Origin of the sequence: Photobacterium piscicola, from assembly GCF_046058925.1 — a bacterium.
Lineage (GTDB): Bacteria > Pseudomonadota > Gammaproteobacteria > Enterobacterales > Vibrionaceae > Photobacterium > Photobacterium piscicola.
On record NZ_CP175534.1, the window covers coordinates 2214336 to 2232955 of the forward strand.

16 protein-coding genes are annotated in these 18620 nt (G+C 39.8%); 6 read left to right on the forward strand and 10 right to left on the reverse strand.

The features are described from left to right. Nucleotides 1–173 precede the first annotated feature (173 nt). From mukB to cmoM, 4 genes are read right to left on the reverse strand one after another with little or no spacing between them, the layout of a single operon-like run. The gene (gene mukB, locus ACJZU6_RS10560; RefSeq protein WP_408900242.1) at nt 174–4637 is read right to left on the reverse strand and encodes a chromosome partition protein MukB; all 4464 of its coding nucleotides are present in this window, start codon (nt 4635–4637) and stop codon (nt 174–176) included. Continuing rightward, nucleotides 4637–5383, reverse strand: coding sequence for a chromosome partition protein MukE (mukE, locus tag ACJZU6_RS10565; protein ID WP_080156661.1), 747 nt, complete (start codon nt 5381–5383; stop codon nt 4637–4639). The genes mukB and mukE overlap by 1 nt, the downstream gene beginning before the upstream one ends. Then, nucleotides 5364–6686, reverse strand: a complete 1323-nt coding sequence (mukF, locus tag ACJZU6_RS10570; protein ID WP_080156662.1) for a chromosome partition protein MukF — start codon at nt 6684–6686, stop codon at nt 5364–5366. Before mukF ends, mukE begins: the two co-directional genes overlap by 20 nt. Then, complete coding sequence (gene cmoM, locus ACJZU6_RS10575; protein WP_080156663.1) at nt 6683–7516, reverse strand: tRNA uridine 5-oxyacetic acid(34) methyltransferase CmoM; 834 nt, start codon at nt 7514–7516, stop codon at nt 6683–6685. Before cmoM ends, mukF begins: the two co-directional genes overlap by 4 nt. Nucleotides 7517–7635: 119 nt before the next feature. On the opposite strand from cmoM, the gene elyC reads away from it, so the two are divergent. Beyond that, complete coding sequence (elyC, locus tag ACJZU6_RS10580) at nt 7636–8442, forward strand: envelope biogenesis factor ElyC (RefSeq protein ID WP_080156664.1); 807 nt, start codon at nt 7636–7638, stop codon at nt 8440–8442. Nucleotides 8443–8656: 214 nt separating this feature from the next. Beyond that, nucleotides 8657–8893, forward strand: coding sequence for an RNA-binding protein (locus ACJZU6_RS10585; RefSeq protein WP_080156665.1), 237 nt, complete (start codon nt 8657–8659; stop codon nt 8891–8893). An 89-nt stretch (nt 8894–8982) separates the two neighbouring features. Here ACJZU6_RS10585 and kdsB read toward each other — a convergent pair whose 3' ends face one another. The 5 genes from kdsB to ACJZU6_RS10610 all read right to left on the reverse strand — a co-directional run bounded on the left by kdsB (nt 8983) and on the right by ACJZU6_RS10610 (nt 15127). Then, the gene (kdsB, locus tag ACJZU6_RS10590; RefSeq protein ID WP_408900243.1) at nt 8983–9729 is read right to left on the reverse strand and encodes a 3-deoxy-manno-octulosonate cytidylyltransferase; all 747 of its coding nucleotides are present in this window, start codon (nt 9727–9729) and stop codon (nt 8983–8985) included. Beyond that, nucleotides 9729–9908: a Trm112 family protein gene (locus ACJZU6_RS10595; RefSeq protein ID WP_408900244.1), complete on the reverse strand. Its 180-nt coding sequence runs from the start codon at nt 9906–9908 to the stop codon at nt 9729–9731. Before ACJZU6_RS10595 ends, kdsB begins: the two co-directional genes overlap by 1 nt. Next, on the reverse strand, nt 9889–10923 hold the full coding sequence (gene lpxK / locus ACJZU6_RS10600; protein ID WP_369924842.1) for a tetraacyldisaccharide 4'-kinase: 1035 nt from the start codon (nt 10921–10923) through the stop codon (nt 9889–9891). Before lpxK ends, ACJZU6_RS10595 begins: the two co-directional genes overlap by 20 nt. A gap of 2 nt (nt 10924–10925) precedes the next feature. After that, nucleotides 10926–12683: a lipid A ABC transporter ATP-binding protein/permease MsbA gene (msbA, locus tag ACJZU6_RS10605; RefSeq protein ID WP_080156668.1), complete on the reverse strand. Its 1758-nt coding sequence runs from the start codon at nt 12681–12683 to the stop codon at nt 10926–10928. 140 nt (nt 12684–12823) lie between these two features. Beyond that, a complete protein-coding gene (locus ACJZU6_RS10610; RefSeq protein ID WP_408900245.1) occupies nt 12824–15127 on the reverse strand; it encodes a DNA internalization-related competence protein ComEC/Rec2 in 2304 nt (767 codons plus the stop codon). Between the two features lie 29 nt (nt 15128–15156). Here ACJZU6_RS10610 and ACJZU6_RS10615 point away from each other — a divergent pair, with 29 nt between their 5' ends. The 4 genes from ACJZU6_RS10615 to ACJZU6_RS10630 all read left to right on the forward strand — a co-directional run bounded on the left by ACJZU6_RS10615 (nt 15157) and on the right by ACJZU6_RS10630 (nt 17799). Beyond that, entirely contained in the window at nt 15157–15681 is a 525-nt protein-coding gene (locus tag ACJZU6_RS10615) for a DUF2062 domain-containing protein (protein WP_080156670.1), read from the forward strand. Between the two features lie 302 nt (nt 15682–15983). Beyond that, on the forward strand, nt 15984–16541 hold the full coding sequence (locus ACJZU6_RS10620) for an HdeD family acid-resistance protein (protein ID WP_080156671.1): 558 nt from the start codon (nt 15984–15986) through the stop codon (nt 16539–16541). A 177-nt stretch (nt 16542–16718) separates the two neighbouring features. After that, nucleotides 16719–17141: a hypothetical protein gene (locus ACJZU6_RS10625; RefSeq protein WP_080156672.1), complete on the forward strand. Its 423-nt coding sequence runs from the start codon at nt 16719–16721 to the stop codon at nt 17139–17141. Then, entirely contained in the window at nt 17134–17799 is a 666-nt protein-coding gene (locus ACJZU6_RS10630; RefSeq protein ID WP_408900246.1) for a DedA family protein, read from the forward strand. Before ACJZU6_RS10625 ends, ACJZU6_RS10630 begins: the two co-directional genes overlap by 8 nt. Before the next feature lie 104 nt (nt 17800–17903). Here the strand turns inward: ACJZU6_RS10630 and ACJZU6_RS10635 are convergent, their stop codons facing one another. Continuing rightward, nucleotides 17904–18455: an outer membrane beta-barrel protein gene (locus ACJZU6_RS10635; RefSeq protein WP_394165457.1), complete on the reverse strand. Its 552-nt coding sequence runs from the start codon at nt 18453–18455 to the stop codon at nt 17904–17906. Between the last annotated feature and the right edge of the window lie 165 nt (nt 18456–18620).

Consider the following 18620-nt stretch of genomic DNA (forward strand, 5'->3'; position numbering starts at 1 on the left):
CGAATAACAATGGGTTGATGAAATTATAGTCAATGATAATTAACCTTCACGATCAAACTACAAATAAGTTCCGCCAATTTGGACTTACTCACTTAAATAACAGCCATAAAAAAAGCCAGCATCACTGCTGGCTTTTTATAACAACTCACTAGATTCTATTGGTATAAGTGTGTTTACACAGGTTCAATATCCAATAATGTTTGTACTGGCATTTCAGCAACCTTGGGTTTATTACCAAAACCACGTAAACCCACCACATGCACATGCTCACGGTCTTTAAATATTTTACGTACCAATTTATAGGTCGTGCCCTTTTCAGGACTAATATTTTCAGGGGCCGCAATCAATAATTGCATATCTAGACGTTCACATAACTCAAATAAGGTCGCAATAGACTTACCATCTAAACGCGCTGCTTCATCGAGGAACAATAAACGGCAAGGAATAATATCTTTACCGCGTAAACGGCGAGATTCTTCTTCCCAGCTTTGTATAACCATCAATAGAATGGCTTGACCTGTACCAATCGCTTCACCCGTCGATAACGCACCTGATTCTGCTTGTAGCCAACCATCAGTACCACGGTTAACTTCAATATTCAGCTCAAGGTAGTTACGGTAATCCAGTAACTCTTCACCTAGAATTTGCGGTGAGCGCTGACCCATATCAATATGTGGATTTAAACGCTGGAATAATTTCGCAATCGCTTCTGAGAACGTTAGACGCTGATTACCAAATAAATCGTTATGTTGGTCTTTTTGATCAAGTAACCCAAGCAGTAACGATTCATGCGTTTCACGTACTTTAACGTTAAGACGTACACCACATACCTGTCCAAAACCAACATGTTGTAGGCCTTGGTTAAGCATACGAATACGATTTTGCTCACGCTGAATTGTTTTGCGAATAATATTCGCTACAGAATCTGAACTGATGGCTAAACGTTGTTCACGAGCGGTCAGTTCTTCTGTTAAACGACCAAGCTCAGCTTCCATTTCTTCGATAGCTTCAACAGGATCATCGGTGCGAATAATATCGTGACGAATACGCTCACGTAGATGCTGATACACGGCGATATAGAACAACACTTTACGCTCAGGACGCGCCACATCTTCTGAGGCACGTAATGCATCACGTAAGTTTTCGTTATCAGCCACCGCCAGACGCAACGCACCTAGCGCTTTATCTGATAATGAACGTAATTCGTCAGCTGACATGTATGCCATTTCACGGCGATGTAAACGACGTTCAACATCACTTTCACGCGCAAGACGTAATACCGCACACCAACCCGCTTTAGCATTCACAACCAACTTACGGAAGTCTTGGTAATCTTTACCCACTTTACGTAAACGCTTCATCAAGCCTTTCATTTCAAGCTCAATTGACGTGGTTGATTTTTCTAATGTACTACGACGATTACGTGAACTATGCAAACGTTCATTGAGTTCATTTCGACGTACTAATGCACGTTCTTCAGCTTCAACATCTGCACGCACACCTAACTCTTGCAGTTCACGTTCAAACTCAAGCACAGTTTCATTCTTAGCCTGGTGCGAACTTTTCAGTGATGCCAATAACTGATTATATTGGTTGGTTTGCGCACGTGATTGCTTCAAACTTGCACGAGCAGTATTACGTTGCTGCTCTGCTGTCGCTAATTTTAGTTTTAGCTGTTCATTAAGCTCTGAACTCTTATTCAATAACTCAACTGAATCAGCATAACTAAAGTGATGACGACGCTCAGCTAAATCTGCAACCGCAAAGATTAATGTTTTCAATTGTTGCAGTTTTTGATCAGCCGCTTCGTAATTAGCTTGTAATGTATCAAACTGCTCAGGATCGGCATCAAGTGCTGATACTAACCCTTCAAGTTCAATTAATGCTTTACCGTAACGATCCAGATAATTACGTGCTTCATCCATCTGCGAAAGTTGCTGTTCAACTTCAGCAAAACGTTCAGTTAGCGTTTCATCTTCAAGCAATGTCACGATTGGGTTTAATTTACCCAATAAGGTTAAGCCTTCACGTGCTGCGGCCAGTTGACTACGTTGTTGTTGCTCTTGTGCTTGTGACTCTGCTAACTGACGCATGATCTGATTACGCTGATCACGAGCTTGTTTTAGTTCAACCTCAGGATCGGCATTAAATGCAATCGCCATGTGGGTTGCCACAAAACTATTAAAACTTTGGTATAAACGTTGCAGCTTTTGCGAATCAAATGCCGCTTTTGCATGATCTTCTACCACTTGATCACGTTCATCACGTAAAAACTCTAACCGTTGTTCACGTGCAGCTCGACCAAACAGTGGTACTTTAGGAAAGCGCGAGTAACGCAATTGACGATCATTGAGATGTACACATACCGCATTCTCAAGTTCATCAACATCAAAACCACTATCATCAAATGAGTCAGCATCACCTTCAATGATATAAAGGTCATCAGGGCAATCATCTAGAGCAATCAGCTTTTCTTTAATACCGCTTAAATCAGGCACAATAATAGCATGGCGCGATGGACCATACATCGCACTGAAATAAGGCGCATCAGCAAGCGTAATGTCATCATAAATTTCAGATAACATGGTTCCGCCAAGCGTATCAGCTAATGCACGTAAACCTGAATTATCACTACCGCCAGGCTGTGCCAAATGCTCAATATCATGCTCTAAAGTTTGCTTCTGTTGCGCTAATTTATCACGCTGCGCTGATACTTGACGTTCATTATCAAGTGTTGCTTGCATCGCATCCATAACAGCTTGGCTGCTAATTAACTCAACATTGGCTTGATCAGAAAGTGTCTCTAATGCATCTGATGCAGCAATCCACGCAGGAGCTGAAGCTTCAAGTGCAGTAATACGAACAGCTAAGCCTTGCTCGTTATGACGCATGTTATTACGCTGCTCGACTAAGCTTGCTTGATCTTGCTCTAAGCTTTCTAAGGTTGCTTCATGGCGCGCTTGTTCTTCAGCTAATGCCAATTCACCATCAATAGTAATCGCAAACTTTTTCGTATACGCGCCAGCTAACTCAATAGCTTGACGTTGGCTACGAACACTGCGCTCTAAATCACGATATTGCGCTTTAAGTTGATCACCACGTTCAGAAACAGAACGAAGTTGACGTCCATGCTCTATTAGCTCACGCGCTTTATCACTCGCATTAGTACGATCGACAACACCGGCAATTGTCGTCACAATCGCTAAGCCTTTTTCAAACTGCTGCGCGGCAGCTGATGACATATCAAGCTTATGTTTTAATGCCAATAAAGCCGTTGTTTGTTGTTCCTGTTGTTGTTTAAGCTGCGATAAATACGGTGGCGCTTGATCAGCCAGCATTTGAGGATCACCAGATAGCTGGCGCGCCTTTTCTAATGCTTGTAATGCTTGTTGATATTGCAGCGCACGTGTCTGCTGCATATCTAATGCTTGCTGGTAGTCTGCTAACTGGGTTTTTAAACTATCAACTTCTTCTTCTGTTAGCTGTGATTGTTCTTCGGCTATTGCTAATTGCTCTGCCGCTTCTTCAACCACCATCACTTGTTCTTCAAGACGCTCTGTTAGCTCTTCAAGATCTTCTTTGTAACGCTCAATTTTCTCAGCTTGACGAACTGCTGCTTGAACTAACTGTAAATGATCAGACGCTGACTGGTGATCTTGTTCTAATGCACTTTCTTGATCCGTTAGCTCCGCTAACTCAGCATTCATGTTATTTAACGATGACTGCTGATCAATCAGCGTTTGGCGTGAACCCATGAGCTCACCACGTAAACGCAGGGTTTGTTCTAATTTTTGCTGACGCTCATTAGCATGGCGCATATAGTCAGCTGCAACATAATTAGTTGCTTCTGAAATCAAATGCTTAAATAAGTCACGATCACTTTGAGTTAATTTAATCGCTTCTAACGTCATACGGTTTTCACGTAAGGCGGCTTCCATATCTTGGAACGCTTTTTTCACCCCAGAGTTATGCGGTAATAAATAATCACGCAATGAACGGGTGATCGCACTTGAAATACCACCATATAAAGAAGCTTCAATCAGACGATAGAATTTTGAACGATCTTGGCTATTACGTAATTTTTTCGGTAATACGCCCATTTCAAACATTTGTACATGGTAGTCCGTTACCGAGTTAAATGTTTTAAACTGCACCCCTTCGTACTGACTAACAAGATCTTTGACATCGTTAAGCTGACGAACACGGGCTTGATTTTCAGAAATCGTTTCAACTAATATTTCAGCAGGTTTAATATGCGATGGTAAGCCTTGAATCAAAAATGGCTTAATATCTACTTTCTTATCGCGGCCAGCTACTTGCTGTAATTTAACCGCAAAAATAATACGCTGTTGCTTTGAGTTAACCACATCCAGAGCGGCGTAACAGGCACCGGGTTTTAATTTACCGTGAAGGCCTTTGTCACGAGAAGCATTTGAACTTCCCGCTTCAGTGGTATTACGAAAGTGAAGGAGGCTTTGGTCTGGAATCAATGTCGTGATAAACGCTGCCATTGTGGTAGATTTACCTGCACCGTTACCGCCTGAAAGCGTTGTCACCAAATTATCAATATCAAAAGTACGCGCAAAAAAGCCGTTCCAGTTGATCATGGTGAGCGATTGATACTTGCCGCGTTCCATTAAATACTACTCTCCTGTCCCGCTTGCTCTACATCTTGTTGCATTTCAAGCATTTCTTGATTATTAGTGTCAATATCATCAAGCAGACTTGATTGACTTGACGCTTGCTGGTGAACCACGGCTTCACCGTCACGAATCAATCGTAACTGTGCTTCACGAACATCATCACCCGTACGTACATCAGCACCAAAGCGGAAAACAGATTCACTAATACGGAACTTGCCATTTTCACCAATAGGAATAAGCATTCCTAAACGACGTAAACGACGTAACGCTGTTTTTACTTTATCAAACAGCTTTTCACGATCAAGATCTGAACCTGAAGCGCGGTTGGTGACAAGTTTCATTAGCTTTTGTTCATCTGCTAATACCAACAACTCATCAAATAATTCTTGGTTAGTAAAGATACCTTCGTGAGCTAGACGCTCAGGGCTAAGGTAAAGAAAACATAAGACTTTACCAACGAGCATATCAATTTCAGATAATACTGAGCGACCAATCAATGAGGTCGAACGTGGGCGCAAGTATAAAAAACCTTCCGGTGCACGTACAAGTTCTGCATTATAACGACGGTAAAACATCGCTAACTCTTTCTCAAACTCAATTAAATAAGCGTGGCTATCTAAATCTTCACTTGAAACATGGCGACCAGAACGCAAAGCGTTATCTAGCGTAGGGAAAAGTGGGTTAGCAATGGCTTTAGCCAACTTCTCCGGCATAAATTCTTCAATATTTGTCAATGACATGGGCTTGTACCTTGGCTCCGTATTCGTTAATTGCTTTCCAATCAGGCTGAATGGCATTGAAATCAGCTTCGGAATACCCCATCCTCACAGCCTGATCAATCACAATCCGCGCTAAATCAAAATGTTGTGCATACGGATGTTGTGCCAAATAATCTTTAAGTAAAACACTCAAGTTGATTGGTGCACCTGTTGCTTTATGTGCTTTTAACATCAAACCGACTTTCTCAGCCAATTGATCGTTAACCAAATCAAGTTCTTCAAATTCCATTTCACCAGGGACGATACCAGTTACTTCATCATCCCGTAAAATTAAGGTTTCATCACGCATATCAAGTAAGCGTTCAGCATCTGCAAATGTCAGTAGCCATGGTGCATCGAAGTAATCGGTAACCGATTGGCGTAATCGTTGACTAAAGGCACGGTTTTTATCCATATCAATTGCGGTACGAATAAATTTATGTACGTGGCGGTCATAGCCAATCCATAAATCAATTGTTTGTTGTCCCCAACTGATGATGCGATCTAACTTCATTTGCAGGATGTAAATCATACCATCAACAAAATCGAGATCATCACGTCCTTGAATCTCTTCTTGAATCGCAAGTAGCTGACTTTGAAGCTGATCACCTGCGGCTTGCAACGTATCTTGTAATTCACGCAGTGTTGATGATGTTTCATCAAGTAAGACTTCACAACTACTGATGGCGGCTTGCCAATCTTGATTTAATAACTCAGCAATATCGAGCTTAACTTGTTGTTGCTGCTCATCCATTGCGCGTTGGTTTAAATCAATTCGATCAAAGATTTCAGCGACGGAATATTTTAAAACCGCATGCACATTTTGACGCCAATGTTTTTCATTACCGCCTTCTTGTGCTGCAGTCGCCGCTTTATTGATCTCATCGGCTACCATTGCTAACTGAATCGATAATTTTAGCGTTGAGAACTCACGTTGGCGCACGTAATAGTCAGTGATGCCGAGCGCTAACGGACTTAATCGATAAATGCTAGCACCGTCAGTAACCTCACTGGTAAAGCGTGATATTAACCGCTGTCTTACCAATTCATTAATGGCGTTATTGGCGCGAAATGCCAGGGTTTCCTTGGTTTGGCCGAACATATCGCTCACAATACGAAATGCATCGACCAACTCACCTTCCCCTAATTCTTCATCAAAGCGATCACCACTTAACACTGCAATCGCTAACAAGAACGCCAGCCGTTCTGTTGGTAAATTAAGGGCAAATTCATTATTTTTGACCCAATTTACTAACTCAGGAACAGTCTGGGTAACTTCACTCATCCCTTGTCCTTATTGCTATCATTTAAATTTGTCACTACCGTGGGTGTTACTTCTGTAAATGGCTTACGCGCATACACATGGATATAACGACCTAATGACAAAAAAGGTTCCTGACGACAAAGCTTTTGCTCCATATCAAGAACTTGTTCGAAACTGTAATCACCCATTCGATCATGATGCATGTAATCATGGAATGTGCGTACACCGGTTTTACCCATTATGTCAAACCCAGCATCAGTTAGACACTGATATACATCATCAGGCTTTATTCCTTGCTGAGGTTGTAATTTAAATCGTTTACGGTGTGGCATACCTTGTTCTATATGGGTTAAATTACCACAAATCAGATTCTTAAATAACAATCCGTTATAGTTATAAAACATAACCGAGATAACACCGCCGGGTTTTACGTTATCTAATAAACCCATTAATGTTGTAATCGGATCAGCCAACCATTCCATAACCGCATGAAAGAGAATTAAATCAACGGGTGCCTCTATATGCTTACTAATTTCTTGAATTGGTGAATGCACTAACCGATATTGCTCAATTAAGCCATTTTTAGCAATTTCTTGCTCAGCTAGTGTCAACATTTCGCTAGAAAGATCACATAACGTCACTTGATGTCCAAGAGCCGCTATTTTTTGAGATATTTGCCCAATACCGCCACCAGCATCTAATACTTGCAGGGGTGAAGCATCATTCAATTGTTGCAATATATATTCAATATCTTGCCAAACAACAACTTGTCGTATTTGGCCTTTCGCTGTGCCATAAATATTGTCAGCGAACTTTTTCGCCAAATCGTCAAAATTTCGGTCTTTTTTCATGGCTCATTTACGTTATGATAGCGACTCTAGAATATGGCTTATTTTCTCACAAGCAGTAAAGGAATAAAGGCTTGTGATCGATTTTAGAGCTCAACTGCTGAAATTTCGGACGACATATTATGTTTATACTTAAAAAAATCATATCAGCGCTACTGATGCCGCTACCCTTCCTGTTACTAGTGGGCATTATAGGTTTATGCGTGTTGTGGTTTACACGTCGAAAAAAATTAGCCTCTATCTTGATGAGTATCTCTTTAATTGGCATTTTTTTATGTTCATTCCAACCTATCACGACTGCATTGCTACGCCCATTAGAGCAAGAAAACGCCGCCTTTGTGAGTACCACCAAACCAATTAGTTATGTCATGGTCTTAGGCAGCGGCCAAGTTATCGATAAAACGTTTCCTATTACCTCAGAATTATCGCCAACAGCCATTACACGCTTAGTTGAAGGCATTCGTATCTTCCGCATGTACCCTGATGCTAAATTAATTCTCTCTGGCTTTGGGGGCTTAGCTTCTCATGGTATTAGCCACGCACGATTAATGGCACATTTAGCTATCGCATTGGGGGTTAATAAACGGGATATTCTGTTATTTGAATCAACAAAAGATACCAAAGAAGAAGCATTTCAAGCCGCTGATGTCGTTAAAGATAAAAATATGATTTTGGTAACATCAGCCAGCCAAATGTCACGTGCACTTTACTATTTCCATCAAGCGGGATTACACCCTATTCCAGCGCCGACAAACTTTAGAGCCAGTAATCAAATGCGTGATTTTGTTCCTGATTCAAGATTCCTTACTCAAATAGAAATTGTTGAGCATGAGCGTTTAGGGCAATTATGGCAGCGTATTACTAGCGAGCTATTAAACCCGCAAATTGAACATCAACAAGCAGAAAAAGTAAAACCTGAGACATTATAAGATTTCCAATGTCATGTTTTAGTTAATTATTTTAAGGCCAGTTGCGATATGATACGCACTGGCTTTTTTAAAACTTTAACAGCAGTTTGCATAACTATTAAGATCATACAATTTTAAAATTTCTTTTTATCGTATTATTTCACTTTAATCTCAGCATGCTTTACTGTATTTCATGATAAAATAATGGCTTACTACTTAAGAAAGAATTAAATTCATGAAACTTTTAATCCGTAACCTTTCTCGCAGCACAACTGAAGTTCAAATTCACAAAATGTTTGAAGAATTTGGTAAAATTAGTGCTTGTAACCTTGTATTAGACGACAAAACAGGCAAATCAAAAGGATTTGCATTTGTTGAAATGGCTGATGATGAACAAGCAACTCGCGCAATGAAAGCTCTTCATGAAATGATGGTTGATAAAAGCCGTATCCGTGTAAAAATTGCTGAATAATTACAGCAATTAATTTACCCATAAAAAAACCGAGTAAGTAATACTCGGTTTTTTATTATTGAGATAACGGATATCAACTCGCTGTTTTGTTAACTAACTAACTGCCGTACTTTTTCCAAATCATCTAAGGTATCAACCCCTGCTGGTGGCGCATCAATAGCAACATCAACATGAATTTTCTCACCATACCAAAGCACACGAAGTTGCTCTAATGATTCGATTTGCTCCAGCGGACTTGGTTGCCAATTAATATAAGTATTAATAAACCCAGCACGGTAAGCATAAATCCCAATATGGCGCAGTAAATTATGATGCACAATACGCGGTTGCTGAGCAAAATTATCCCGATCCCAAGGAATGGCGGCACGGCTAAAATACAATGCGTAGCCGTCTTTATCAGTAACCACTTTTACAGCATTAGGATTAAAAATTTCATCATGATGATCAATCTCTACCGCTAATGTTGCCATCGGTGCATTAAAATGCGCAATATTATCGGCAACTTGACGAATAATTGTATCAGGGATAAGCGGCTCATCACCTTGAACATTCACCACGATATGATCATCAGTAAGTTGATATTTCTCAACCACTTCAGCCAAGCGCTCAGTACCTGATTGATGATCAGTGCGAGTTAAACACACCTCACCACCAAAACCTTGTACCACATCGACAATACGCTGATCATCAGTTGCAACAATAACTTGATCTGCACCAGATTTACATGCTTGTTCGTAAACCCATTGCACCATTGGTTTACCTGCAATATCAGCTAACGGTTTACCCGGTAAACGGGTTGATTGATAACGTGCAGGAATAATAACAGTAAAGGCCATTACTTAACCTCGTCAGAACTTAATGTATGCGCTTCTGAATCAAGTAGGACTGGAATACCGTCATCGATAGGATAAGCAAGACGATCAAACTTACACACTAATTCATTCTTTTCTTTATCGAAATTTAATTTGCCTTTACATACAGGGCAAGCAACAATTTCAAGCAGACGGTGATCCATACTTTTCCTTAACCTCTATAATCTGTTTAATGATAGCTGATGCTTGTGGTTCAGAGATAACCGCATCGACAGGCAGATACCACCAATTATCCTCAGCAAATGGGTAACATTTTACCGCATCTTTTTCAGTCATCACTAAATGTTGCCCTTGTTGGGCTAAACTTAATAATGTTTGATGAGTAAAGGGTTGATGATCAGCAAAAGGCTGGCATGCAACAGGCTTTACTCCTAACGCATTCAATGTTGCAAAAAATCGTGGTGGATGACCAATCCCCGCCATTGCAACAACAGATGATAAAGACGAGGCATCACAACGCGCGCCTGTTTTAACGTTAATCAACGCTGACGGAGCTAAGTACATTGTCGCTTCATTGGCATCAGCAACACCACCATTACAAATCAGAAAATCAACCTCATTAAGGCGCTGACATGATTCTCGTAATGGGCCTAATGGCAATAGTTGTTGATTACCAAACCGACGTTTACCATCAATTACAACTAATTCAATATCTCGTGCGAGAGCATAATGTTGTAAACCATCATCTGTAATAATGACATCAACATCATGCTCTAATAGTAACTTTACCGCATCACTTCGAACGGGAGCAACCGCAACGGGTACTCCCGTTCGACGACGAATTAAAACCGGCTCATCCCCAGCAATATCCGTACTAGTATCACTCTCAACAAAATACGGATAATGCGGTGCATTGCCACCATAACCACGTGAAACAACACCTGGTTTTAATCCTTGAGCCAAAAGTTGTTCCACCAACCAGACCACTACCGGTGTTTTGCCATTACCACCAGCGGTGATATTACCAACAATAACTACCGGTACTGGCGCTCGATATGCCATTTTCTTGCCTGTTGTATATTGATTCCGTTTTCGACGGCTTAATACACCAAACAATTGACTGAGTGGCCACAATAATGGCCACAACAGATAATAAGCAATGCGAGTTTTACCTTTTAATGCTGACTGGTACCACATAGCTTCAATGAAAGCAGCCACAATTAATCACCAAATTGAATACGATGAAGTTGCGCGTAAGCACCATTAAGACGAATTAACTCACCATGCGTACCACGTTCAATAATTTCACCGTCATCGACAACTAAAATCTGATCAGCATTTTCGATTGTAGATAAACGGTGAGCAATGACTAACACTGTGCGATCTTTTTGTAATTCATCAAGTGCGCGTTGAATCGCACGCTCAGATTCAGTATCTAACGCTGATGTTGCTTCATCGAGTACTAATACTGGCGCATTACGTAATAATGCACGAGCGATAGCCAGACGCTGACGTTGACCACCTGATAAGCTCACACCATTTTCACCAATAACGGTATCTAACCCGTGCTCCATATCTTTAATAAAGTCCATCGCATAAGCAAGCTCTGCTACTCGTTCAATATCAGCACGAGTAAACATATCGCCACTTGCATAAGCGATATTATTGGCAATGGTATCATTAAACAAATGTACATTTTGTGAGACTACAGCAACCTGAGAGCGTAGGTTTGATAAGGTATAATCTTGAATTTCAACATTATCTAAACGCAAGTCTCCTGAGTCGATATCATAGAAACGTGTAAGTAAATTGGCAATGGTACTTTTACCTGAACCTGAACGTCCCACAAGCGCTACCGTTTTACCTGCTGGCAGTTCAAAACTGACATTACGCAGCGCTGGCGTGTCTTTAGTTGGGTAAGTAAAGGTCACATCTTTGACTGATACATCACCTCTAACACGCTCAACTTCATGCTTACCATTATCTTTTTCAGTTTCTAAATCCATCAAATCAAACAGTGTATGACATGCCGCCATACCACGTTGGAATTGAGATGTAACACTGGTCAAAGATTTAAGTGGACGCATTAAACCAAACATTGCACCAAATACGACAGCAAATGTACCTGGTGTTAATGAATCACGTAATGATGGCGTATTAGCAAGAATCAACACCACAACCAATGCTGAAGAAGCAATAAGTTGGATAATCGGGTTCGCTATCGCCTGTGCAGAAACCAATTTCATGGTTTGGCGACGCATTAAATTACTTACTTCATCAAAACGTTGCTTCTCAACACCTTGACCACCGTAACTTAATACAACTTTATGGCCTTTTAGCATTTGCTCTGCAGATGAGGTCACAGAACCCATTGCATCTTGCATACTACGTGAGATTTTACGGAATCGTTTTGAAACAACACTAATACTAATAGCAACAACAGGGGCGATAACAATCAAAATAGCCGATAGCTGCCAACTATTCCAAAACATCAATACCATTAAGCCAATGATCGATGCCCCTTCACGAACAATGCTCACCAAAGCACTACTGGTCGCAGAAGCCACTTGTTCTGAGTCATAAGTAATACGTGATAATAATGCACCAGAAGCTTCTTTATCAAAAAACGCCACCGGCATTTTCATAAAGTGCTGAAATAGTTGCCGACGAAGATTCATTACGACATTGCCTGACACCCACGATAAACAGTAGGTTGATACAAAGCCGCTCGCACCACGCATGATCATTAAGCCAACAAGATAGATAGGCATCATGGCAAGAAAACCCGAATCCATACTATCAAACCCGCCAAAACTTTTATCAAGTAGCGGTTTAATCATCGACAACATCAAGGTATCACCAGCCGCATTTATGATCAGCGCAATAACCGCGACAATAATGCCCGCTTTATAGATCTTGATATAAGGCCACAGTCTTTTATAAGTATCTTTGGTTGATTTTTCTGTTAATTGCGTCATGAATGCCAATTTTGATAAAATACAATCTCTCTATTCTACCCTTAACATTGCTATCAACCAAATTTGTCCACAATCCTTTTTTCTTAAACCACGTTTTATGCTCATAAAAACAACATCAATAATCATTAATCAGGCGTTTTTTATTTTAAGGCTAGCCACTGCGGTCGATACCAAGCCTGAGAATAATGATAGCGTTGTTGTTTTATTTGGTAGTTATTCTGATGAATATTGATCGTGACTTGACCACTATCTTGGGTACTGATCCAATCAATATTATTGGCTTGGTAACGCCGCTTAACCGCAGCAGATGGTAAGCCCCATGGATTAAAATATCCAATCGATACTATCGCGACCGAAGGTTGAATAGTATCCAGTAACGTTTGTGTTGATGAGGTACTACTACCATGGTGTGGTACGACAATAATATCGGCTTGCTCTGTCTGTGCTTGCGTCAACATCACTAACTCAGATTTGGCATCTATATCCCCAGTTAATAATACACGCGGCCCCTTACCTCCTAATGCTTGAACATGAATAACACAGGAATCTGAATTTGTGGCTCGAATCGTAGTTGTTGGTGGCCATTTAACCGTAAACTCAAGCCCCTGCCATTGCCATTTTTGCCCCATAACACAAGTTGAAAAGCCATCTCGTTGATCGCTACTGTATTTTTTCAGAGGTTGATAACGCTGTATAAGATAATCACTGCCGCCAGCATGATCATTATCAGAATGACTTAAAACAAGCCCATCAACAGCTGATATTCCTTTATAGGCTAATATTGGCTCAATGACTGACTGAGCAATACTTTTTTCATCCCAAGCATTACCAGTATCATAAATAAATACTCGCTGTTGTTTCTCTATTAAAATAGCTAATCCGTGCCCAACATCTAATACTGTTATCGTCCACATTGGTGAGCTGTGATTATTATGATGTTGCTTCCACCACCAACTGAGAACAATAAAAATAATACTCATGTACAACCAGCGGAAATACACTAAAGGTAATAAAGGCCATACAACCGTTATTACCGTAATAATGACCAATAATGGTGTAATTGATGCAGGTAACATCATCCATGCTCCATTACTCCACGCTGCAATATGTAAAACAGGCATTAATGAAACATCAGCCAGTCCCCAAAATAATGCAGACAACCCTGGCCACCATACTGTTATAACGCCAATCAAGACTAACGGCACCGTTATCACACTAAGCCAAGGTACCGCCATTAAATTAGTCAATGGTGCAGCTAGAGAGACGCCACCAAACCACCACCACTGCATAGGTAACATTAATAACAGGAGATACCCTTGTACTTTACACAACTGCTTTAAGTGTTGATACCACCGCAGCTGCCAAGGTAAATCGGCTAATGCTGGTGAATTACCAATAATAACCATCATTAAAAAGATAATAACTGCACCAAACGATAACCAGAAGCCTGCGCTGTAACTCACAAAAGGATCCCATAGCAAACACAAACTTAATGTTGCTAATAAAATTTGCCAAGGTCGCCAATTAATTGCAGTAATACGCAGAACACCAACGATTAAACACATTAATAACGCACGAATAGTCGGCAGACTAAACCCTGCAAGCCATGCATATCCAAAGGCAAATAACAGCCCACAAAGCAAAGGTAGCCATAACCAATAACCCGTTTGTGGTAAGCATAACCGCAATAAGTAACCAAACCACCATCCGATCAGCATCGCCAACCCAATATGTAACCCTGAAATCGCTAATAAATGCGCCAGCCCACTGTCACGTAAATTTATCCAGTCCTGCGCCTCTAACCCCTCCCTTAATCCAAAGGTTAGAGCGGTTAAATAACTTTGATGGCGAGTATTTTTTAATAATGGAGTAACGCTATCTAACCATTGCTGACGTAAAGATATCGAAGAGGATAATCGTGTCGGTAAAAGCTTTCCCCCAGTAACAACAGCACGACCATGAATACTGCGGCTTAATGCATATTGTTCACGATCAAAACCGGCTTGGTTAACACGTCCAACAATACGGCTCAACCTAACAGGTAAACGCCATATTTGTCCTTGCTTTAATCTTGGCGCATCTTTCCAAAACACCATTAACTGTAATGGAGAGACAAAATCAACATTGGCAGAATGTAAATTCAGTACTTTTACCTCAAAATACTCAGAGGGTATATTTTCATTAAAAAGCGTACTAATGCTTACATCTATGGTAACATTAGTACTGTTTATTGGAATGTTATCAATATTGTTAATATATTGATTAGCATCAAAAACAACCCAGAATATAGCAAGTGAAAAGCAAATAAAAATAAGACTTCGATACATCATGAACAATATAGCGCCGATGACTATTATTAATAGTAAAAACCAATACGGTGGTAAGGCGTTAAAAAAATGTAACGATAGATAACCGCTTATGCTTGCTATAAATATTTGAACCATATGGCCTTAGCCAGTCAAAAAAAATTATTATGCCAAGACATTTCATTAAAAAATTTCTGCCTAGCCATGAAGTGATTAAACGCCAAAAAGCGTTAAAGATATTCGGGAATCTACTTTATAACCCAAATCTATGGTGCTTAAACCGTCGTTCAGCATCTGGCGCATTTGCTGTCGGATTATTTATGGCTTTCGTTCCTCTTCCTAGTCAAATGTTAATGGCGGCGGGTCTCGCTATTATGTTTGGTGTTAATTTACCGTTATCCGTTGCACTAGTCTGGGTCAGTAACCCGGTAACAATGCCAGTACTCTTCTATGGCGCTTACAAGCTAGGTGCTTGGGTATTACATAGCCCTGATGTTGGCTTTCATTTTGAATTAACATGGGATTTCCTATTAAATCAAATGAGTCAAATTGGCCCCCCATTCTTATTGGGATGCTTTATTTGTAGTGTATTAAGTGCATCCATCGGCTATTTTGGTATTCGATGGCTATGGCGCTATTCAGTCGTACGCAGTTGGAATAAACGTAAATTCCGAATTCCTAAAACACGCTAACCATTACTTTGTTATAACAATAAAACTTCATGCTTATGGAGTTTTATTGTTAACTGCCATTTTTTTGAGACTCTCCCTCCATTATTTTCCCTTTTTCATGCGCTTTTTCTTATGATTATTCGATCTAACCCGCATTTATTTTTCCTATAACCGCAGCAAAAACTTATATTGCTAATTAGTTGCATTTAATGCCTAGTAATTATTATTGTTCAGACTACTATTTAAAAATAGAATAGAGCCTTAAATAGCAGTAACTTATTGCCAGCTAATAAGCATTAATATTTTGAATAAAGGGAAATGAAATGGAAAATCCAGTAAAGAATTTACTCACAAAAGGTTGGAAGTGGTTTGTTGTCGTTGGTGTTATTGTTGCTTTAGCCGGTATTTTTGCAATTAGCTTACCTGTCGCCGCAGGCATGACAATTACAACTATTATTGGCGTGATCTTCTTAGTCATCGGTTTAGTACAGGTTTATCACACCTTTAGTATTCCACAATGGAAAACTAAAATTTGGTATGTCATCAGTGCTCTCTTTTACCTTCTTGGCGGCTTATTCATTTTAGGGCAACCATTCATTGGCTTAGTTACCATTACCGTGCTTATGATTGCCACTATGGTATTTAATGGTATTACACGAATGATGTTTGGTTTTAGCAGCAGAGAGCACCTTGCTGGCTGGCGTTGGATTGTTTTCAGTGGTTTATTATCAACAATCATTGGTATCTATTTCTTTAATTTAATGCACAATCCTCAATTCTCAATGTCACTATTGGGCATTTTTGTTGGTGTCTCTTTAATATTTGAAGGTATCAGCTTTATTTTCATTGGCTCACAAATGAAAAAAGCCCTAATCAAATAAATACATTGAATAAACAATAACGATTAAAGCTTCAGCTAACCACTGAAGCTTTTTTTATAAAAAGCACTCCACAGAAACATAGCCCACCATTATTTCATAACAATTTCTTATAAAAACATTGCCTTTGGTTATAATTTTGAGTAAAAGTGTGTTTTTGATACTTGAGCGATATTGTTGATGAGTTACTTCACTCTCTTTAGCTTGCTACTAAATACATTGCTAGTAAGCGCAACAAGTTCGGCTGAGCCTATTGCATGGTCTCAATATGCTTTACATCCAGCTTCAGTCTTTAACGCTACTAATCATCAAGAAAACTGGAACGATAATGTCATTATTTTATCGAGCAATAGCCATAAAACACGACAGTTATCAAAAACAGAAAAAAAGAATTTTGTTCCTGCACTGCATTGTGACCACAATGTCATTCGACAACCACATCAAATAACAAGTCATTGTTTTAAGCATCAACGGTATCCACATCTTGTTCTTGCTAACTTTCAATACCGTTTTACTCACAGTCGTAGGCAGTTAATGTTACTCAATGACCACGACATTTACTTTAATTATGACTCTGACTACAAGGACTACATAGATGCTTGATTCATTTGTATCTATTTTTTCAGCGCTATGGCATCAAGATTTTGCAGCATTACAAAACCCTGAAAGTATTGTAATGATCTATTTTTGTGTCACTTTTGTTATTTGGCTGGAAAGTGCATTTTTACCCGCAGCTCCACTCCCTTGCGACAGCATTGTTATTTTAGCTGGCACATTAGGTGCAATGGGGATCATTGATTTTAAATTGATCGTATTTTTGTTAATTATGGCGGCGGCTATTGGTAGTTGGCTCGCTTATTTACAAGGCCGCTGGCTTGATCATTTACCAAAAGTAAAACGATGGGTAGATATGGTACCGCCTCATCGAATGGAGACTGTTGATAAATTACTTATTCGACATGGGATTGTGGCTTTATTTACAGCGCGCTTTATTCCTGTCGTACGTCCACTATTACCATTGGTGATGGGATTTAGAATTAAGAATCAAGCCCACTTCTTCCGCTTTGCCTGGTTAAGTGCTACAGCTTGGATACTATTACTCACAGGCTTAGGGTATTTATTGACGTTATTACCAGAGAATATTGCTCGAGTAACAACCATGATATTAATGGTGGCACCATTTGTTACCTTAGGTATTGCCATCATTAGTTTATTGAGTAGTTGGCTAATTAAGCGTATTAAAAATAATAATATCGCTTAACCTCTGTTTACAACATTACGTTACAGAACCGATTTACAAATCAATAGCTATAAAAAAACCCGCTTAATCAGCGGGTTTTTTTTCATCAATAAACGGGCTTAAACTTAGAAGTAGAAGCGAGTACCGAATACGATGTTAGTTAGGCTATCTTTAGCTTTGTCGCCAGAGAAGTCAATATCGTCAGTTGCGATGTTGTAGTTAGCTTCTGCTGTTAGAGCAACATTAGGGTTGATGAAGTATTTAACACCAGCCGCTAGTTTAATGTTAAGCGCCCAAGAATCGCCTTTCTCACCTAGGTCACCTGAAGTGCCGTTAGTGTTGTCGTAGCTTAGACCAGCAAGTTCAGTAGCAGCACCAACGTAAGGAACCCAGTTAGTAGAGTTAACAAAGTTGTATTCTGTAAATACACCAATCTTACCACTGAATGCATCGTTTTCATCTTTAGCAGCAACAGATGCAGTACCACCAACTTCCCAGTTATCTTTTACGAATGTACCGTAAGAACCGTTTAGGTTTAGATCCCAACCGCTACCTAGTTTAGCATTACCTTGAATACCAAGCTCTTGTGTACCAGCTGGAAGTTGAACCGCTGCTTGTGCAGCAACAGGCGCCATTACAGCAAAAGCTACTAATAAACCTAGTGCATTCTTTTTCATTGTATATTCCTAATTGTTTTATTTATTAACAAATCGCTGTCTATTTATAGAATGACAGTCATATCGATTATAGAATAACCGTCATATCGATGCAGAATAAATCCTGTCTAATAACGACTACAGCACATTTGCTTTTTTAAAGTGACATCAAATTATCATGTAAAA

Bases quoted from the DNA above. Each gene is read 5' to 3' on its own strand.
- mukB (WP_408900242.1), bottom strand. From the start codon at position 4,637: ATGGAACGCGGCAAGTATCAATCGCTCACCATGATCAACTGGAACGGC.
- mukE (WP_080156661.1), bottom strand. From the start codon at position 5,383: ATGTCATTGACAAATATTGAAGAATTTATGCCGGAGAAGTTGGCTAAA.
- mukF (WP_080156662.1), bottom strand. From the start codon at position 6,686: ATGAGTGAAGTTACCCAGACTGTTCCTGAGTTAGTAAATTGGGTCAAA.
- cmoM (WP_080156663.1), bottom strand. From the start codon at position 7,516: ATGAAAAAAGACCGAAATTTTGACGATTTGGCGAAAAAGTTCGCTGAC.
- elyC (WP_080156664.1), top strand. From the start codon at position 7,636: ATGTTTATACTTAAAAAAATCATATCAGCGCTACTGATGCCGCTACCC.
- ACJZU6_RS10585 (WP_080156665.1), top strand. From the start codon at position 8,657: ATGAAACTTTTAATCCGTAACCTTTCTCGCAGCACAACTGAAGTTCAA.
- kdsB (WP_408900243.1), bottom strand. From the start codon at position 9,729: ATGGCCTTTACTGTTATTATTCCTGCACGTTATCAATCAACCCGTTTA.
- ACJZU6_RS10595 (WP_408900244.1), bottom strand. From the start codon at position 9,908: ATGGATCACCGTCTGCTTGAAATTGTTGCTTGCCCTGTATGTAAAGGC.
- msbA (WP_080156668.1), bottom strand. From the start codon at position 12,683: ATGACGCAATTAACAGAAAAATCAACCAAAGATACTTATAAAAGACTG.
- ACJZU6_RS10610 (WP_408900245.1), bottom strand. From the start codon at position 15,127: ATGGTTCAAATATTTATAGCAAGCATAAGCGGTTATCTATCGTTACAT.
- ACJZU6_RS10615 (WP_080156670.1), top strand. From the start codon at position 15,157: ATGCCAAGACATTTCATTAAAAAATTTCTGCCTAGCCATGAAGTGATT.
- ACJZU6_RS10620 (WP_080156671.1), top strand. From the start codon at position 15,984: ATGGAAAATCCAGTAAAGAATTTACTCACAAAAGGTTGGAAGTGGTTT.
- ACJZU6_RS10625 (WP_080156672.1), top strand. From the start codon at position 16,719: ATGAGTTACTTCACTCTCTTTAGCTTGCTACTAAATACATTGCTAGTA.
- ACJZU6_RS10630 (WP_408900246.1), top strand. From the start codon at position 17,134: ATGCTTGATTCATTTGTATCTATTTTTTCAGCGCTATGGCATCAAGAT.
- ACJZU6_RS10635 (WP_394165457.1), bottom strand. From the start codon at position 18,455: ATGAAAAAGAATGCACTAGGTTTATTAGTAGCTTTTGCTGTAATGGCG.